This is a genomic window from Parasphingomonas puruogangriensis (assembly GCF_036663635.1).
Classification (GTDB): domain Bacteria; phylum Pseudomonadota; class Alphaproteobacteria; order Sphingomonadales; family Sphingomonadaceae; genus Sphingomonas.
On sequence record NZ_JAXOJI010000007.1, the window covers coordinates 14,258 to 31,702 of the forward strand.

Annotated in this window: 21 protein-coding genes; 16 read left to right on the forward strand and 5 right to left on the reverse strand. The window is 63.6% G+C overall.

Translation table 11 applies throughout. The features are described 5' to 3' along the window. The first annotated feature begins 12 nt into the window (after window positions 1-12). The 6 genes from U1739_RS15815 to U1739_RS15840 all read left to right on the forward strand — a co-directional run bounded on the left by U1739_RS15815 (window position 13) and on the right by U1739_RS15840 (window position 4,633). The gene (locus tag U1739_RS15815) at window positions 13-372 is read left to right on the forward strand and encodes an energy transducer TonB (RefSeq protein ID WP_332709545.1); all 360 of its coding nucleotides are present in this window, start codon (window positions 13-15) and stop codon (window positions 370-372) included. Window positions 373-464: 92 nt separating this feature from the next. Continuing rightward, the gene (locus U1739_RS15820) at window positions 465-773 is read left to right on the forward strand and encodes a YggT family protein (RefSeq protein WP_332709546.1); all 309 of its coding nucleotides are present in this window, start codon (window positions 465-467) and stop codon (window positions 771-773) included. After that, entirely contained in the window at window positions 773-1,075 is a 303-nt protein-coding gene (locus tag U1739_RS15825; protein ID WP_332709547.1) for a DUF167 domain-containing protein, read from the forward strand. The genes U1739_RS15820 and U1739_RS15825 overlap by 1 nt, the downstream gene beginning before the upstream one ends. Further along, window positions 1,072-1,947 carry a bifunctional methylenetetrahydrofolate dehydrogenase/methenyltetrahydrofolate cyclohydrolase FolD gene (folD, locus tag U1739_RS15830; RefSeq protein ID WP_332709548.1) on the forward strand — a complete coding sequence of 292 codons (876 nt, stop codon included), beginning with the start codon at window positions 1,072-1,074 and terminating at the stop codon, window positions 1,945-1,947. Before U1739_RS15825 ends, folD begins: the two co-directional genes overlap by 4 nt. Beyond that, window positions 1,944-2,564 carry a MarC family protein gene (locus tag U1739_RS15835; RefSeq protein WP_332709549.1) on the forward strand — a complete coding sequence of 207 codons (621 nt, stop codon included), beginning with the start codon at window positions 1,944-1,946 and terminating at the stop codon, window positions 2,562-2,564. Before folD ends, U1739_RS15835 begins: the two co-directional genes overlap by 4 nt. 974 nt (window positions 2,565-3,538) lie before the next feature. Then, on the forward strand, window positions 3,539-4,633 hold the full coding sequence (locus U1739_RS15840; protein ID WP_332709550.1) for a hemerythrin domain-containing protein: 1,095 nt from the start codon (window positions 3,539-3,541) through the stop codon (window positions 4,631-4,633). Between the two features lie 269 nt (window positions 4,634-4,902). On the opposite strand, the gene U1739_RS15845 is transcribed toward U1739_RS15840, so the two are convergent. Beyond that, on the reverse strand, window positions 4,903-6,690 hold the full coding sequence (locus U1739_RS15845) for an AcrB/AcrD/AcrF family protein (protein WP_332709551.1): 1,788 nt from the start codon (window positions 6,688-6,690) through the stop codon (window positions 4,903-4,905). A gap of 104 nt (window positions 6,691-6,794) precedes the next feature. Between U1739_RS15845 and U1739_RS15850 the strand changes: the two genes are divergently transcribed. Beyond that, window positions 6,795-7,178, forward strand: a complete 384-nt coding sequence (locus tag U1739_RS15850) for a GtrA family protein (protein WP_332709780.1) — start codon at window positions 6,795-6,797, stop codon at window positions 7,176-7,178. Continuing rightward, the gene (locus tag U1739_RS15855; protein ID WP_332709552.1) at window positions 7,178-7,909 is read left to right on the forward strand and encodes a class I SAM-dependent methyltransferase; all 732 of its coding nucleotides are present in this window, start codon (window positions 7,178-7,180) and stop codon (window positions 7,907-7,909) included. Before U1739_RS15850 ends, U1739_RS15855 begins: the two co-directional genes overlap by 1 nt. 23 nt (window positions 7,910-7,932) lie before the next feature. Here the strand turns inward: U1739_RS15855 and U1739_RS15860 are convergent, their stop codons facing one another. Both U1739_RS15860 and U1739_RS15865 read right to left on the reverse strand, forming a co-directional pair. Beyond that, the gene (locus tag U1739_RS15860) at window positions 7,933-8,682 is read right to left on the reverse strand and encodes a sulfite exporter TauE/SafE family protein (RefSeq protein ID WP_332709553.1); all 750 of its coding nucleotides are present in this window, start codon (window positions 8,680-8,682) and stop codon (window positions 7,933-7,935) included. Continuing rightward, window positions 8,679-9,194, reverse strand: a complete 516-nt coding sequence (locus tag U1739_RS15865) for a sterol desaturase family protein (RefSeq protein ID WP_332709554.1) — start codon at window positions 9,192-9,194, stop codon at window positions 8,679-8,681. The genes U1739_RS15860 and U1739_RS15865 overlap by 4 nt, the downstream gene beginning before the upstream one ends. A 44-nt stretch (window positions 9,195-9,238) precedes the next feature. On the opposite strand from U1739_RS15865, the gene U1739_RS15870 reads away from it, so the two are divergent. From U1739_RS15870 to U1739_RS15895, 6 genes are all read left to right on the forward strand, one after another. Then, a complete protein-coding gene (locus U1739_RS15870) occupies window positions 9,239-9,553 on the forward strand; it encodes a hypothetical protein (protein WP_332709555.1) in 315 nt (104 codons plus the stop codon). Between the two features lie 74 nt (window positions 9,554-9,627). After that, the gene (gene sucC / locus U1739_RS15875) at window positions 9,628-10,827 is read left to right on the forward strand and encodes an ADP-forming succinate--CoA ligase subunit beta (RefSeq protein ID WP_332709556.1); all 1,200 of its coding nucleotides are present in this window, start codon (window positions 9,628-9,630) and stop codon (window positions 10,825-10,827) included. Window positions 10,828-10,846: 19 nt separating this feature from the next. Beyond that, window positions 10,847-11,086 (forward strand): hypothetical protein, encoded by a 240-nt coding sequence (locus U1739_RS15880; protein ID WP_332709557.1) that lies wholly within the window; start codon window positions 10,847-10,849, stop codon window positions 11,084-11,086. 54 nt (window positions 11,087-11,140) lie between these two features. Beyond that, window positions 11,141-11,887, forward strand: a complete 747-nt coding sequence (locus tag U1739_RS15885) for an electron transfer flavoprotein subunit beta/FixA family protein (protein ID WP_332709558.1) — start codon at window positions 11,141-11,143, stop codon at window positions 11,885-11,887. Beyond that, window positions 11,884-12,813: an electron transfer flavoprotein subunit alpha/FixB family protein gene (locus U1739_RS15890; protein ID WP_332709559.1), complete on the forward strand. Its 930-nt coding sequence runs from the start codon at window positions 11,884-11,886 to the stop codon at window positions 12,811-12,813. Before U1739_RS15885 ends, U1739_RS15890 begins: the two co-directional genes overlap by 4 nt. Before the next feature lie 211 nt (window positions 12,814-13,024). Beyond that, window positions 13,025-13,177 (forward strand): hypothetical protein, encoded by a 153-nt coding sequence (locus U1739_RS15895; protein WP_332709560.1) that lies wholly within the window; start codon window positions 13,025-13,027, stop codon window positions 13,175-13,177. Window positions 13,178-13,221: 44 nt separating this feature from the next. On the opposite strand, the gene U1739_RS15900 is transcribed toward U1739_RS15895, so the two are convergent. Together U1739_RS15900 and U1739_RS15905 are read right to left on the reverse strand one after the other, a co-directional pair. Next, a complete protein-coding gene (locus U1739_RS15900; RefSeq protein ID WP_332709781.1) occupies window positions 13,222-14,232 on the reverse strand; it encodes a histone deacetylase family protein in 1,011 nt (336 codons plus the stop codon). A 121-nt stretch (window positions 14,233-14,353) separates the two neighbouring features. Next, the gene (locus U1739_RS15905) at window positions 14,354-14,842 is read right to left on the reverse strand and encodes a winged helix-turn-helix transcriptional regulator (RefSeq protein ID WP_332709561.1); all 489 of its coding nucleotides are present in this window, start codon (window positions 14,840-14,842) and stop codon (window positions 14,354-14,356) included. Window positions 14,843-14,974: 132 nt separating this feature from the next. Here U1739_RS15905 and U1739_RS15910 point away from each other — a divergent pair, with 132 nt between their 5' ends. Then, on the forward strand, window positions 14,975-15,274 hold the full coding sequence (locus U1739_RS15910) for a CC_3452 family protein (protein ID WP_332709562.1): 300 nt from the start codon (window positions 14,975-14,977) through the stop codon (window positions 15,272-15,274). A 49-nt stretch (window positions 15,275-15,323) separates the two neighbouring features. Beyond that, on the forward strand, window positions 15,324-17,417 hold the full coding sequence (locus tag U1739_RS15915) for a RelA/SpoT family protein (protein ID WP_332709782.1): 2,094 nt from the start codon (window positions 15,324-15,326) through the stop codon (window positions 17,415-17,417). Window positions 17,418-17,445 lie beyond the last annotated feature (28 nt).

Consider the following 17,445-nt stretch of genomic DNA (forward strand, 5'->3'; position numbering starts at 1 on the left):
AGGAGCAAGCAGATGCACGCCACCAGCCACGCGACCGATCTCAACCGCTGGATCGCCGATCTCGGCACCGCGATCGCACAGGCCGCGCTGCCCGACCCGGTGACGCCGGGTACCGAATATCGCTCGGGCACCACGCTGCTTGCCTTCACGATCGAACCCAATGGCCGGATTGCCGATATCCGTATCGTCGGCAGCTCTGGCAACGAGGCGCTCGACCGGCGCGCAATCGCCAAGCTGCGGCGCGCCGATCCGCTTCCCGCGGGCCCGGTAGGCGCCACGCGTCGTACGCAGGTCGCGGCGATCAGCGTGGCGGAACGCATCGCCCAGCCGGTCGGCGACCGTGCCAAGGTGACCACGCCTGCCTACGCCTGAGGTCTACGGCAACGCGAGTCGCGGCTAGCCTGTTGTTCCCTGGTGCCCGCATGCGCTATCGGAGAACAATAACGCCTATCCGGAGACCGTAATTGATCGTCATTCTGCAGATCGTCCAGGTGCTCCTCAACGTCATCTGGTGGATCATCGTCGTCCAGGCAATCTTGTCCTGGCTGATCGCCTTCAACGTGATCAACACGCAAAGCGATGCCGTGCGCACCATCTGGGAAGCGCTGCGCCGTATCACTGAGCCATTGTACCGTCCGATCCGCCGCATTCTGCCCGATTTCGGCGCACTCGATCTGTCGCCGCTGGTCGTGCTGCTGATCCTCTATATCCTGATGAACATCATCATTCCTAATCTGGCGATGCAGTTCAACACCCCGCCGCTCGCGGTCTGATGCCGGCCTGGGCCCTGCGCGCGGATGGCATCGCCATTGTCGTCAGGGTCACGCCGCGATCGGCGCGCGAGCTGCTCGCCGCCGGCACCGAAGACTATTTTACGGCGCGACTGACCCCGCCCCCCGTCGAGGGCGCCGCCAATGACGCATTGCTGCCATTGGTCGCCAAGTCGTTCGGCGTTGCCAAGAGTGCGGTAACGATCGTCGCCGGCACCACCGCGCGGCTCAAACGGCTGGATGTTCGCGGCGACGTCACCACGCTGGCACAGATCGCCGCGCGCCTCTATGAGCCAGCGCCATGAGCGCCCAAATCATCGATGGAAAAGCCTTTGCCGCCCGCTTGCGCGCGCGGATCGGCGAACAAGTAGTTCCGTTCCGCACCGCCGCTGGCCGCGCGCCCGGGTTGGCAGTGGTGTTGGTCGGCGAGGATCCGGCGAGCGCGGTCTATGTCCGCTCGAAGGGCAAGGCGACGCGCGATGCGGGAATGGAGAGTTTCGAGCATCGTTTGCCGGCAGATGTCGGGCAGGACGCTTTGCTGGCACTGATCGACACGCTCAACGCCGATCCCGCGGTCGACGGCATTCTCGTCCAGCTGCCGCTGCCGGCGCAGATCGACGACCGCGCCGTGATCACGCGAATCGACCCCGATAAAGATGTCGACGGTTTTCATCCGGTCAATGCCGGGCGGCTCGCGACGGGAATCGACGGGTTCGTGCCGTGCACGCCTTATGGTTGCCTGATGCTGCTTAAGGATGCCCTGGGCGACCTCTCGGGGCTCGACGCAGTGGTGATCGGGAGGTCCAACATCGTCGGCAAACCGTTGGCGCAATTGCTGATCGCGGAAAGCTGCACCGTCACGGTGGCGCATTCGCGTACGCGCGACCTCGCGTCCGTCGTGGCGCGCGCCGACATTGTCGTAGCGGCGGTCGGGCGGCCGGAGATGGTGCGCGGCGAATGGCTCAAGCCGGGCGCGACGGTGATCGATGTCGGCATCAACCGCACCGACGCAGGGCTGGTCGGCGATGTCGATTTCGCCGGCGCGATGAGCGTGGGCGGCGCGGTGACGCCGGTGCCGGGCGGGGTCGGGCCGATGACCATTGCCTGCCTGCTCCGCAACACCCTGATCTCGGCGCATCGCCGCGAAGGAATCGCGTTCGACGAGCGCGTATTGTGATCGAACTTTATATCTCGTCGCTCATCACTTTCTTCGTGGTGATTGATCCGCCGGGCTGTGCGCCGATTTACGCCGGGCTGACGGCCGGCGCGAGCGGAGCGCAGCGCCGCGCGATGGCGGTACGCGCGGTGCTTGTGGCCAGCGCAATCCTCATCGTGTTCGCACTGTTCGGCGAGGACCTGCTCCGTGCCCTCGGCATTTCGCTTGCGTCGTTCCGCATTGCGGGCGGTATCATGTTGTTCCTGATCGCGCTCGAGATGGTGTTCGAAAAGCGCACGCAGCGCCGCGAGGACCGCGCGCAAAAGATCATCGAGACGCCCGAAGTGGAGGACGTCTCGGTCTTTCCAATGGCCATGCCAATGATCGCCGGGCCGGGATCGATCGCCTCGGTGATGTTGCTGATGGGGCGCAATGACGGGCTCGAACGCTCGGCGGTGGTGCTCGGCGCGCTGGCCACGATCCTGCTGCTGACCTTGCTGGCGCTGCTTGCCGCGGGACCGATCATGCGGGTGCTGGGGGCCAAGATCGAGGCAGTGATCACGCGACTCTTAGGCGTGCTGCTGGCCGCGCTGGCAGTGCAGTTCGTGATCGACGGGATCCGGATCGCGTTGCACTGAAAAATCCCTCCCCCGAGCTCGCGGGGGGATTAACCGATTAGCCGATCCTATTTGCCGGGGGGCGCCTCGTATTAGCTTCGCGGGCGTTGCCGTGGTGTGTTCGCCGGCCAGGCAGGCTCGCCACAACCGCCCAGAACGTTCGCAAGATGGCCAAGCTTATCTCGCTGACAGTACAGCCGCTGCAGGCCTGTCACGGTTAGAGTTCCTTTAGCGCAATGCCGCGGCAGCCAGCCCGTGGCCTGTGGCATCTTCGACTTCTTGAACACAATCGCGCGCCTGCTGACCTGCTGCCTTTTCAAAGGCTGAGCACCTCGCGGAGTACTGCAGTGGTTCGTTAGGACCGTTTAAGGTTGATCGCGTTTGACATAGGCACTTTTTCCAACTGATGATCGCCGTGTGGCATTCTCATTAATGTCACGTCGTGACAAGCGGCGCTTTTTGGGCTCGCGTGAACATCTTCGCGGCAGACAATATTGCCGCCCGCCGGCGACTATAGTGTCCGCCGCAACACGCCCCTTTGCATGGTAAAATCTGCCAGCAATGCCGAAAATATTCAGGGCTTCTGGTGACTGGGAAAACGAGTCGAAGCCTACGCCTACTGCCCGGATCGATTGGCTCATCTCCAAGGAGGATCCTCGGTCCATATCTCCCGCGGTGGCTATGTCGATACCGTGCAGGGCACCCCCCAGGCGCCGTACTTTGACTTCCAGTTGTAAACGCCCCAGCGCTGATCCCGTGTTTGCGGCGCAGGTCAGTCATCTTCACGCCTCCCTCATGCTTGCGCAACGCGCCAATGATCTGACCTTCAATAAATCGGGCCCGCCACATTACTCGTCTCCATCCCACGAGCTAACCATCTGTGGCGGGTTTCTGGGGAGTCGGTCACTATCACCGCTCGGCCCTTGCCCTCTTATGGGGCTCGGAACTCTACCGCCGGTCAGGCTTTGGGTGTTAAATCTTCAAGGAGACCGGACATGGCAGACGACAAGGACAACCGTGGCGCGCGCGATCAGGCGACGGTGTCGGCAACCGAGACCTATGAGGTCGACTACTTTGCGAAAAAGCATGCCATAAGCCGCGAGGAAGCACAGTCGCTTATCGATCGCGTAGGGAATAACCGGGAGGCGCTGGAGGCCGCAGTTGCCGCTAGCTCAACAACCGCGCCGAAGAAGAGGGGGCGGCCTGCTAAGGCCGCCGGCGCGTCCGGTTCTGCGACCGTTAAGCGCACGACCGCGGCTAGGAACTCGAAAAAGCCATCAGCCAAGGATACGACAACATCGCTTGCTGGGACACTCGCCCAGGTCACTACTCCTGTCACTGCAGCGATCGGTGCTGCAGCGAAGCCTGTGGTGGCACCGGTGACGAAGACCATCGCGCCCGCCGTTGAGGGCATCGTCACTGCTCCGCGGAAGGTAGCGAAAGCCGCCACTCGTGGTGCAGCGTCCGCCCGCAAAGCTGCGGTTACCGCACCCCGCGCGACGTCGAAGCGTGCAGACGCGGCAGTCCAGAGCGCAAAGTCGGCGGTGACAGGCCGCAAAGCTTCGATCGTCGGGGCGGCTGCCGCCGGTCTTTTAACCGGGCTCGCAGTCAACTTGGGCCGCAAGATGGTGGTGCAAGCGCCTAGCGCCCTTGCGGGCGACTGGTTGGACGCGCTGAAGTTAGAACACAAGCTCGCACTGGCGCTGTTTGACAAGCTTCAAGCGTCAGGAAGCGACGATGCCGGCGGGCGCACGGTACTGCTGACACAGCTCAAGCATGCGCTTGGCAAGCACGCCTTCACGGAGGAGAATGTGATCTACCCAGCACTCCGCGCGTGGGGCGACAAGGCCGATGCGGACAAGCTGAACCATGACCACGGGTACGTGAAGCAAAATCTCTACGACCTTGAAGAGATGGACAACGCGTCGCCCGCCTTCCTGGAGAAGGTGGCCTCGTTCCGCGCCGAGATCGAAGATCACATGCGCGAGGAAGAGGACTTGATATTCCCGCCGCTCCACGCAGCCCTCGGCCAGGTCGGAAACGCAAAGGTAACCGCACAGGCGAACAAGGAGGGGTTCAAACTCGCCTGAGAATTGCCACATTTGAGACGACCGGCTGATGCGGGCCGGTCGTCCCTGTCGAGATGCCGACGCGCACGGGTGGCGGAGTTCGACGTGCCACATACTCGACTTGGATATAGCCCTGCACGAGCACGCGAAGGCGACCGGCTATTGCCAGCCACGGCGATCATGCCGCTTTCTGTCCGGCGCCAAGGGTGGCGTAAGCACCCGCTATTCACTCAAGTCAGAGACTTAGACCATGTCGTCGCCACCGATTGGCCCCTCGGTTGATAATCGGGCTAGCTGATCTTGAACAATCGGAACGGTGACTTTTTCGGTAGCAGTACCGGGGTCAACCACGTCGGCACCTTCTTATGCGCCAATTGATCGTAGAAGCCGCCTGGGTTGCGCGCACGATATACGGTCGATTCCGACATGTTCGGGCAGACCAGCAATAGCGTCGCACCGTATTTTTTCGCGGTAGCGCGGAAATTCTCCGGCGAGCGCGAGAAAGCGTGCTGCACGTCGAGGATCGCGTCGCCGTTGCGGTGATAGGGGCCGGCAATCGCATCGTGGTGCGTCACGGTGATCAAGCGGGGTCCAAGATCGACGAAGGTGAAGATCACCTGCTTGGGGAAGCGATCGAGTGGTTTGAGCGCCGGTACGGTCATGCACAGGCCGGTGGCGCGGTTAACCACCTGGACGCGTTTACTCGGCCGGTCGATCGACAGATATTTCATCATCGAGCCCGAAAACAGCACGCCGAGCGCCGCGAGCACGACGATCACACCCGCGACGCGCACGCCGATGCCGCGGTGACGCACCAGCCACGGCAGGCCGATCCACGCCAGCGCGACCATCCCGGGCACCGCCAGCAGCTGCGCCGCCGGCCCGGCGCGGGCCTGCCACAGCAGCATCAGACCAGCAAAGGTCGAGAACATCAGCACCGGCACCCAGCCGGTGATGCTCGGTCGCCGCCGTGCGGCCCAAGTCGCCAGGCAGGCGCCGATCAGCCCGATCACCGGCAAAGCGACGATCGGGAAGGCCATGCGCAGCGGGTGTTTGTAGATCGGCCGCGCCTCGCGGACATTGTTGAGCCAGGTACGCGCCAGTTCCGGCGAGACCTGTTCCGGCCGGCCCAGGCATTGCGGGAACAACAGGGCAAAGCCGGTGCCGATAATCGCAGCAGCGACCAGCGCCAGCGTCAACCGCACCCAGCGTTCGGCTGGATTCAGGCGTGCGAGCAGGAACAGGAAGCCCCCGCCGACGACCATCACGCTCAGCCATACCGGTGTCAGCGCGTCGCACCGCAGCACCTGATTGGCGTTTGAGGCGAACAGCACGAAACCGATCCCGCTGCCGCCGGCCAGCGTCAGCCCGTAGACCGCCAGCCGCGCCGTCTCGTCCCGCGTCCACACCCAGCGCAGCGTGATGATCGCGCCGGCCATCCCGGCATAGGGCAATAGTTCGAGCCCGATATTGAGCGACACTGCGCTCGATAGGCCGACGACCAGCCCGCCACGGCGCTGCTGCGGATCGGCGAGGCCGGCGACGGTCAGGCTGAGCATCGCCAACTGCCACCCGTGATGATCGATGCGATCGGGCATGAACATCGACATGGTCGTCGCGCAGCACAGCAGCAGCACGATCGCGAGCGGCCAAGCGATCGGGCTGATCAGTCGGCGCACCGTCGCCGCCAACCCGAGCAAAGCGATCGACAGCGGCAGCAGCGGCGCAATGCCGCAGGCCAGCCGCTCGGCTTCAGCTTCGCCGACGAACGGGCGCAGCAGCAGGATCAGCCCAGCCAGCGGTAGATCGACGATTCGACTCCAATGAATGTCGAACCCGGCCGGCGGGCTCAGGCGATATTGGCGCAGATCGTACCAGCCCTGGCCATTGAGCAGCGCGCGGACCTGCGACAGGCGCATATTGTCGTCGGTATCACCAAGCGACAACCAGCGGATCATGTTCCACCGGTCGACCATGAACCATAGCAGCAGGATCGCCCAGGCGATCAGCGTGAGGCGCAGCCAATGGCGGTCCAGCACGCGCTTCAGCCAGATCCCGGTTTTTGCCAAATCGTTCAAAATGCTTCCCTCGCCAGCCCCCGCGCTCTAGTGCGACGCGCGTAAAGGGCAAGGCGCACGTGACCGCGATCATCAGACAGATAGACAGCATGCGCGCGAGCGGGATGCTCGGCCAATTGGTCCGCTTCGGCATTGCCGGGTTGATCTCGACGCTCATTTATTCGGCAGTCTATCTGCCGATGTCGGCGCACGTCTTCGCGCCCAACCACGCCGTCTATGCCGTGCCGTTCGCCTTTGCGGTGGCCGTGACGGCCGGCTTTTTCCTGCACAGCGCGTGGAGCTTCAAGGGCCATGGCACGCGTGACACGAGCGGGCGGCAGCATCTGAAATTCATCGCTGTGCAGGGCTTCGGCCTGCTGCTCAATGCGGGCTTCACCTGGGTGCTGACCGGTATATTGCATCAGCCTAATTGGGTGCCGCTGATCCCTGTCGTGCTGATCACGCCAATCGCGACCTTCGCCCTCAACCGCCAATGGGTTTTCGGATAATGGACCGTATTGTCTACGACCGCATGGCGGCGCATGATTCGACGCATTGGTGGTATCGTGCCCGGCGCGACATCCTGGCCGACTATCTGACCCGGGAGGGCGATCTGCCGCCGCAGGCGCGGATCCTCGAAATCGGCTGCGGCACGGGGCATAATCTGCCCATGCTGGCGAGTTTCGGCGCGGTCGACGCGATCGAGATCGATCCCGCCGCGCGCGATATCGCCGCGCTGCGGCTGGGCCGCGACATCAGCGACGCACCGCTGCCGATCCTGCCGGGCGTGGAGCGGGGCGCCTATGACCTGATCGCGGTGCTCGACGTGGTCGAGCATATCGAGGACGATGTCGCGGCGCTCGAAGCGATGGCGACCTGCCTCAAGCCTGGCGGCAAGATCCTGATCACCGTGCCCGCGCATCAATGGCTGTGGAGCGCGCATGACGTGGTCAACCACCATCACCGCCGCTATTCCAAGAAGAGCCTGGCGGCGGCGATCCGCCAGGCGGGGCTCGAACCGCGCAAGCTCGGCTATTTCAACTCGCTATTGTTCCCGCTCGCTGCCGCTGCGCGGCTGCTCGGGAGGATGACGGGGCGGGACGACAGCGACGATTCGCCGCCGCCGGGCCCGGTCAACGCGCTGTTCGAGAAGATCTTCCGGCTCGAGCGGCACATGGTCGGCCGCGTCCCGATGTCCCCCGGCGTGTCGATCATCACGCTGGCGGCGCCGAGGCGCTGATCAGGGCCACTACGGCCTAACCTTTAGAATGCTGCATCCCAGATCAGCTTGCCACCGACGAGCATCATCAGGACATAGATCGCCGTATAGAAGCGCTCCGGCGCGATGCGGCGGACCAGCCAGACACCAGCCAGCGTCGAGAGGATCGCCACCGGCATGAGCAGGCCCGCGGCGACCAGATTGGCCCGGTCGAACTGCCCCAGCGCCCAATAGGCCGGCACTTTGATCCAGTTTACCGCGGCGAAGAAGATCGCCGTGGTGCCGACCAGCACGTCGCGCGGCAGGCGGCGCGGCAGCACCCAGAGCTGGAACGGCGGCTGCCCGGCATGCGCGACCTGGCTGGTGAAGCCGGACGCGACGCCACAGAGCGCGCCGACCCAGCCGGGCGCATTGGCCGCCGCCGCGACGGCATGGCCGCGCTCGCGCCATAGGCGGTAGCCGCCGAACACGAGCGAGATCGCGCCGACCAAGCCAAGCACCGCATCCGGCGAAACCTCGGCGGCGAACCAATAACCAAGCGCGATGCCGATCGCCGCGCCGGGCAATGTCCAGGCCAGCACGTAGCGGTCCCAGCTTTTGCGGAACGCCCATACGCCGACCACGTCCTGCACGATCAGGATCGGTAGCAGGATCGCCGCCGCGCGCACCGGCGAGATGGCCAGCGCCAGCATCGGCAGTGACAAGGCGCCCATCCCGGCAAAGCCGCCCTTGGCCAAGCCAAGCAGGATCACCGCTGGCACCGCCAGCGCGAAGAATAACGCGCCTTCGTTCAATCGACGGGCGAATCGGCGCGAGTGGGCGCGCGCACGCCGGCGCGGTCGCGGCGCTTCAGTTCGGCCTTGAGATTTTCAGGTTTGGGCGCCCACAGGAAGCCGAAGCTGACCGTGCCATGCTTGGTCTCGACCACATGGTGCAGCCGGTGCGCCTGGATGATGCGCTTCATATAGGTGGATTTGGGCAGGTAGCGGTGGTTGAGCCGTTTGTGCACGATCACGTCGTGAAAGCCGAAATAGATCGCGCCATAAGCGGCGATCCCGGCGCCGATCCAGGCACAGCCCGGCCACCAGCCGAGCTGCACGCCGCCGAGCAGCAGCACGAACGACGGCACCGCGAAGATCGCCGCGTACAGATCGTTAAGCTCCCAATTGCCATGCCGGGGGCGATGATGGCTTTCGTGCAGGAACCAGCCCCAGCCATGCATCACCCAGCGGTGCGCCACATAGGCGAAGCCCTCCATCGCGATGACGGTGGCGAGGAACAGCAGGAGTCCGGTTGCCCAATTCATGGGAGCGATATAGCGGCGGTGTCCCCTGGTTGCGAGGTGAAGCAGTGTTTTTCCGGATTTCTCCGTGGCGCCCGGCGGTCCTGCTGCCGCTGGCGCTCACTGCCTGCGCCTCGCCCGAGTCGCGGACGCGCGACGCGCTGATCAAGGCCGGACTGTCGCACGACGTGGCCGAATGCATGGCCGATCAGCTGGTCGATAACCTGTCGATCGCGCAGCTGCGCCGCCTGTCCGCGCTTGGCAAAGCGGAGAAGAAGGGGGTGAAACACCTGCTCCGCCGTATCCGCGACCTGCACGATCCGCAGATCGTCTCGGTCACCGCCACTGCCGCTGCGACCTGCGCGATCGGGCTGCCCGGTTAGCGAAGGGTGGATTCACTTGGCCGGCTGTGCTTTAGGCCGCTGCAAACCCATTCCACTGAAAAGGCGCGCGCCCCATGAACATTCATGAATATCAGGCCAAGGAAGTGCTGGCGAAATACGGCGTTCCGGTTCCCGCAGGCTATGCCGCGCTGACCGTCGAAGAAGCCGTCGAAGCATCGAAGAAGCTGCCCGGGCCGCTCTATGTCGTCAAATCGCAGATCCATGCCGGCGGCCGCGGCAAGGGCAAGTTCGTCGAACTGCCGCCGGAAGCCAAGGGCGGCGTGCGTCTCGCCTGGAGCGAAGAAGAAGTCCGCGCGGCGGCGACCGACATGCTCGGCAACACGCTGGTGACGATTCAGACCGGCGATGCCGGCAAGCAAGTCAATCGCCTATACGTCACCGACGGTGCCGATATCGACAAGGAATTCTACCTCGCCTTGCTCGTCAACCGCGCCACCGGCCGGGTGTCGATGGTCGTCTCGACCGAAGGCGGCATGGATATCGAAACCGTCGCGCATGACACGCCGGAGAAGATCCAGACGTTCGACATCGATCCCGCGACCGGCTTCATGCCGCATCACGGTCGCGCCGTCGCCAACGCGCTAGGCCTGGACGGCGATCTCGCCAAGCAGGCATCGAGCACCGCTTCGAAGTTGTATGACGCGTTCATCGGCACCGATGCCGAGCAGATCGAAATCAACCCGCTGGCCGTGACCAAGACCGGCCAGTTGCTCGTGCTCGATGCCAAGGTGGCGTTCGATGGCAATGCCATGTTCCGCCACAAGGATCTGATGGAACTCCGCGATGAGACCGAGGAAGATCCGGCCGAGCTGGAAGCCTCGAAGTACGACCTCGCTTACATCAAGCTGGATGGCGATATCGGCTGCATGGTCAATGGCGCGGGTCTGGCCATGGCGACGATGGACATCATCAAGCTCAACGGCATGTTCCCGGCCAACTTCCTCGACGTCGGCGGCGGCGCGACGACCGAGAAGGTCACGGCGGCGTTCAAGATCATTCTCAGCGATCCTGCCGTGAAGGGCATCCTGGTCAACATCTTTGGCGGCATTATGAAGTGCGACATCATTGCCGATGGCATTGTCGCAGCGGCCAAGGAAGTGAACCTTTCGGTGCCGTTGGTGGTTCGGCTGGAAGGCACCAACGTGGAAGAGGGCAAGCGCATCCTCTCCAATTCGGGCCTGGCGATCGTTCCTGCCAACGATCTGGGCGATGCGGCGCGCAAGATCGTCGCGGAGGTGCAGAAGGCGGCGTAAATTCTGCTATGGGTGCTGGATGACCGAGAATGTCGAGCAATTGATTCTGGGCTATCTCAACCGCATTCAGGCAACGTTCGATCGCATGGATCGGGTGATGGATGGGGATATGGTCCGTCTTTCAACCTTGAAGGGCGGACCGTCCTCGATTGCTCAGTCTGGGGTGCCTGTCGTGGCCGCCACCGAAGCGCAGCAGTCTCTGAATGCGATCAGCCTGCGGCTCGATCGCATCGAGCGCCGGCTCGAATTGAACGACTAGAGTATTGGACCGCGCCTCCCCGGGAAGCGGAACAACCTTAGGAGTGGAATGCAGATGAAAGTCATAGTGCCGGTCAAGCGCGTGCTTGATTACAACGTGAAGCCCCGCGTGAAAGCGGATGGGACGGGCGTCGATCTGGCGAACGTCAAGATGAGCATGAACCCGTTCGACGAGATCGCGGTCGAAGAAGCGATCCGCCTCAAGGACAAGGGAGTGACGGAAATTGTCGTCGTCTCGATCGGCGAGCAAAAGAGCCAGGAAACGCTGCGCACCGCGCTCGCGATGGGCGCGGATCGCGCGATCCTGATCGTCTCGGAAGAGAAGGTCGAGCCGCTCGGCGTGGCCAAATTGCTCAAGGCGATCGTCGACGAGGAAAAGCCCGATCTGGTGATCCTCGGCAAGCAGGCGATCGACGATGACAACAACCAGACCGGCCAGATGCTCGCCGGCCTGCTCGGCGTCGGCCAAGCGACGTTCGCCTCTAAGGTCGAACTGACCACCGACAGCGTCACCGTGACGCGCGAAGTGGATGGCGGCGCCGAAACCGAAACGCTCAAGTTGCCGGCGATCATTACCGTCGATCTGCGGCTCAACGAACCGCGCTACGCGTCGCTGCCCAACATCATGAAGGCCAAGTCCAAGCCGATGGCGCAGAAGACGGCGGCCGATTACGGCGTTGATATCGCCCCGCGCCTGACCACGCTGAAAGTGGTCGAGCCGGCCAAGCGCTCGGCCGGCGTCAAGGTCGCCGATGTCGATGAACTCGTCGGCAAACTCAAGGCAATGGGAGTGACCAAATGAAGACGCTCGTCTGGGTCGAACATGACGGCGCCACCGTCAAGGATGCCACGCTCGCTGTGGTTACTGCCGCTTCGCAGCTCGGCGAAGTGCATCTGATCGTCGCTGGCCAAGGCGTGGACGCCGTCGCGGCCGAAGCCGCCAAGATCGCCGGCGTGGGCAAGGTCCATGTTGCCGACGACGCTGCCTATGCACATGCGCTGGCGGAGAATGTCGCGCCGCTGATCGTCGAGCTGATGGGCCATCACGATGCCGTGCTGTTTCCCGCCACCTCGGGCGGCAAGAACATCGCACCGCGCGTCGCTGCCTTGCTCGACGTGATGCAGATCTCCGACATCCTGTCGGTCGAGTCGGAAGATACGTTCACCCGGCCGATCTATGCCGGCAACGCAATCGCTACGGTGCAGACCAAGGACGCCAAGAAGGTCATCACCGTGCGCGGCACGGCGTTCGAAAAAGCGGCGACCGAGGGTGGTTCGGGCACGATTGAGGCGGTTGCCACGACCGGCGATGCCGGTGTCTCGACCTATGTCGGCAGCGAGATTGCCAAGTCCGAACGGCCAGAACTGACCAGCGCCAAGATCATCGTCTCGGGCGGCCGTGCGCTCGGCTCGGGCGAGCAGTTCCACGCGCTGATCGATCCGCTGGCGGACAAGCTGGGTGCCGGCGTCGGCGCCAGTCGCGCGGCGGTGGACGCCGGTTATGCGCCGAACGACTATCAGGTCGGCCAAACGGGCAAGATCGTCGCGCCTGAAGTATATGTCGCGATCGGCATTTCCGGCGCGATCCAGCATCTGGCGGGGATGAAGGATTCGAAGACGATCATCGCCATCAACAAGGACGAAGATGCGCCGATCTTCCAGGTCGCGGACCTCGGCCTGGTCGGCGACCTGTTCAAGATCGTCCCGGAGCTGACCGAAAAGCTCTAAGGCCATACGCTTTGGCTTTGACGCTAGAACATGACGGGGCGGCGCGATTGGATCGCGCCGCCCTTTCGGTTTTATCCCAGTTATGCGGCATGGCGGAGACCTCGCTGCGCGGCGCCGGTATCCGCCTCCCGTTGCGGCCGCTGCTCTTCGGGTCGAGTGTCTGAAGCAACTCGTTGCCCGCTCTCACGTTGTAGCGGCAGAGGAGACGAGCATGCCAGACCAACCCAACAAGCCCGCCGGTGCGTTCGAGACTGACGGCGCACCGCGCCCGGTCGAGGATCAACAGGCGGTGAAAAACCAGTCGACGGTTACTCCCGAAGACTATCCTGAACCCGCCGCAGGCGAAGCACCACCCAAGAAGTAAGTCCCTGCCTCTCCCGGGTGGGCGCTAGGCGGCGGAAGACTTGATCAGCGTGCAAAGCCGGCGAGCAGGCTGGCGACATTGGCGGCGAGCGCGGTGACGGCATAGCCACCCTCCATAGCGATCACCGTCGGCCAGCCGCGCGCGGCAATATCGGCGGCCAGCACTTCGTAGTCTGTGGTGGCGAGCGCGAAGCTCGAAATGGGATCGCCGTCCCAAGTGTCCGCGCCGAAACTCAGTACCAGCATGTCGGGAGCGAACCGCGCGATCGCATCCAGTGCTTGACCCTGCGCGGCGCGGAACGCGGCCAGCGTCGAGCCTTGCGGCAAAGGCAGGTTGAGCGTGGCGCCCGCGCCGTCGCCCGCGCCGGTTTCGTCGGCATGGCCCCAGTAAAAAGGGTAATCGGTCGCCGGATCGGCGTGCAGGCTGGCGAAAAACACGTCGCCGCGCTGCCAGAAGATATCCTGCGTACCGTTGCCGTGGTGATAGTCGATATCGAGGATTGCGACACGCTTGCAGCCCGCATCGCGCGCATGTTGCGCGGCGATCGCCGCGGTGTTGAGATGGCAATAGCCGCCGAGATAGTCGGCACCGGCGTGGTGCCCCGGTGGGCGGCACAAGGCGAACGCGGCGAGGTCACCGCCCAACACGGCATCGGTCGCAGCAAGCACGCTCTGTGCGCTCCAATATGCCGCGTCCCAGGTATCGGCGGTGAGCGGGGTGGACGCATCGAGGCTGTAATAGCCGGCTAGCGCATCGATCCGCGTCAGGTCGAGCGGACGGCGGCGCGCGATCGGCCAGATATAGCCCATCACGCTGCCAGGTCGGCCGGCGGTAGCCCAACGTGCCGGCGCTGTCTGAAGGAAATCGACATAGCCGGCATCGTGGATCGCAAGGATCGGTGCGATGCCGTGATCGCTCGGGCACTCGATATCGGGCAAGGCGGCCAGGATCGCCGTGGCCCGAGCGGGTGTCTCCGAATAAGCGATGAAATCGCCATTGTGCAATTCCTTAGCCGGGGCATGTGCCAATTGTCGGGCGTCGAAGAAACTGCGCATCGTCATCCTATTCGCTGTATTTGCCGCACCTGCGGGCTTTCGGTGCCGTCCCGCATACCCGAGGAAGCAGCGGCAGGGTGATCCCGGTGCTGACGGGCGCCTCGGATCGCCAGCGCGGCGGCTATTCGGCCGCTTCGGCGGGCCGATCCCGTACTACGTCCTCGGGCAGCGCCCAATGCAGTTCGCTCTTGCTCAAGGGCCGGCCATCCCAGGCATGGACCCGGATCGGCTGGATCGCCCGCCCATCACGATTATCGACCAAGACGGGCGTTGAAGGCATGCCGGTTTCCCAACGCTCTCCCCATTGCCGAAGTGCGAGCATGGTTGGTAGCAATGCCTCGCCCTTTTCGGTCAGGCGATATTCGATCTTGCGACGATCCTCCGGCAGTGCATCGCGCTTAAGGATGCCGTGCCCGACCAGACGCGAAAGGCGATTGGCCAGGATATTGCGCGCGATGCCCAGTTCGGATTGATATTCCTCGAAATGGTGCAGGCCGTTGAACGCCGCACGCAGGATCAGGAACGACCAGCGCTCACCCATCGCCTCGAGCGCCGCCGGCAGGCTGCACTCGGCCAGATCGCGCAAGGGCTCGCGTAATTTTCCACCCATAATCCACGCAACCTATCTCAAATACGAATGGCGAAGCAATGACTTATCAGTTTCCAGTTGCAACTGATTTATTCGCGTAGTAGGTATTCATTAGCAACCTATTGTGCTGCGCAACATCAGGAGGACCTCCCCATGACCCGTTCGATTGCTTTTGTCACCGCATTCGCCGCTTCCAGCCTGTTCGCCTCCGCTGCGGGCGCCGGTTATTACAGCGCCACGCCGGTTGCCGCGCCGGCCAAGCCAAGCCTGATCGCGGGCAGCATGATGTGGAAGTGCGATGGCGGCGTGTGCAGCGCACCGAAGGCGACGTCGCGCGATGCGATCGTGTGCGAACAGGTGGTCAAGCGCATCGGTACGGTGAGCACGTTCAGCGCCAATGGCGCGGCGTTCGACGAAGCCGCACTCGCTAAGTGCAACGCACGCGCAAAATAACCACAACATTGTGTTGCAAAGCAACAGCACGCGGCCCCATTTGGGTCGCGTGCTGCGGCAATATGAACTTGTCGATCGGGTCCTGAGCTACGATCCCGACGCCAATGAGGCGTTGCTCAACCGCGCCTATGTCTTTTCGGTCAACGCACATGGCTCGCAGAAGCGCGCATCGGGCGACCCCTATTTCAGTCATCCGATCGAGGTGGCCGGCATCCTGACCGAGCTGCATCTCGACGACGAGACGATCGCCACGGCGATCCTGCACGACACGGTCGAGGATACCGTCGCTACTATCGAGCAGATCGAGCACACGTTCGGCGCCAATGTTGCGCGATTGGTCGATGGCGTGACCAAGCTTTCCCGGATCGAGGCGCAGACCGAAAACGAGCGCGCGGCGGAGAATCTGCGCAAGTTCCTGCTCGCCATGTCGGGCGATATCCGCGTGCTGCTGGTGAAATTGGCCGATCGGCTGCACAATATGCGTACGCTGCATCACATCGCCAAGCCGGAGAAGCGCCGCCGCATCGCCAAGGAAACGATGGATATCTACGCGCCGCTGGCCGAGCGGATCGGGATGTACGAGTTCATGAAGGAGATGCAGACGCTCGCCTTCGCGCAACTCGAACCGGAGGCGTATGAATCGATCACGCGCCGGCTGGAGCAGCTGAAGACCGGCGGGGGCGGGGACCGCATCGCCAAGATCGGCTCGGGGCTGAAGCTATTGCTGTCGCGCCACGGCGTCGATGCCGACATATCGGGGCGCGAGAAGCACCCGTACAGCATCTGGAAGAAGATGGCCGAGCGGCACATCAGCTTCGAACAGCTTAGCGACATCATGGCGTTCCGCGCCATCGTGCCGACCGAGGAGGATTGCTACGCCGCGCTGGGGCATATCCACCGCCGCTGGCCGATGGTGCCCGGGCGGTTCAAGGATTATATCTCGACGCCCAAGCGCAACGGTTATCGCTCGCTGCACACCACGGTGATGCATGCCGACAATACCCGCGTCGAAATCCAGATCCGCACCGAAAGCATGCACGAAGAGGCCGAAATGGGGCTCGCGGCGCATTGGGCGTACAAGCAGGACAAGGTCAAACCTGAGACGCAGGTCAGCTGGATCCGCGACCTGGTCGAGATCCTCGACACGGCGGAGAGCCCGGAAGAGCTGCTCGAACATACCAAGATGGCGATGTATGCCGATCGTATCTTCGCCTTCACGCCGAAGGGTGAGCTGATCCAGCTGCCCAAGGGCGCGACACCGATCGATTTCGCTTATGCCGTGCACACCGATCTCGGCGACCAGGCGGTCGGCGCCAAGATCAACGGCCGTGTGGTGCAATTGCGCACCGGCATCGACAATGGCGACCAGGTGCAGATCCTGCGGTCCAAGGCGCAGGAGCCGCAGCCGGCCTGGCTGAATTTCGCCATCACCGGCAAGGCGCTGGCGGCGATCCGCCGGCATCTGCGCCAGAAGGAACGCGACGAGACCCAGGCGCTGGGGCGCAAAATCTATGACGAGATCGTCAGCCGCCTGCCCGCGACGATGGCGGCGGATGCGCAGAAAGCGGCGCTCAAGCGGCTCAAGATCGCCGATGAAGCGGGGCTGATGAAAGCGATCGCGCGGCGGCAGATTACCGATGCGCAGGTTATGGAGGCGCTCATGCCAGGCTCGGCCGGGGCCGAGGCGCTGCGCGACATGCCGCCGCAATCCAGCGCAATCTCGATTCGCGGGCTGACCCCGGGGGTGGCGTTCGACCTCGCCGAATGCTGCCATCCGGTGCCGGGCGACCGTATCGTCGGGCTGCGCCGCCCAGATGCGGGAATCGAAGTGCATACGATCGACTGCCCGGTGCTTGCCGCAGCGGACGATGCCGATTGGGTCGACCTGTCGTGGGGCGAGAAGACCGAGGGCGCGACCGGGCGCATCTCGGTCGAGGTCAAGAACGAGCCGGGCGCATTGGGCACGATCGCGACGATCATCGGCGCGCAAAAGGCCAATATCGTCAACCTGCGGCTCGATAATCGTGACGACGGCTTCCACACCAACACGATCGATGTCGAGGTCCATGACGTGCAGCATCTCGCACGGGTGATCGCGGCGCTGCGCGCCGCCGATGCGGTGAACGGGGTCGAGCGGGTTTGAACTTGCCCGGCCGAGCCGGTGTGTTAGG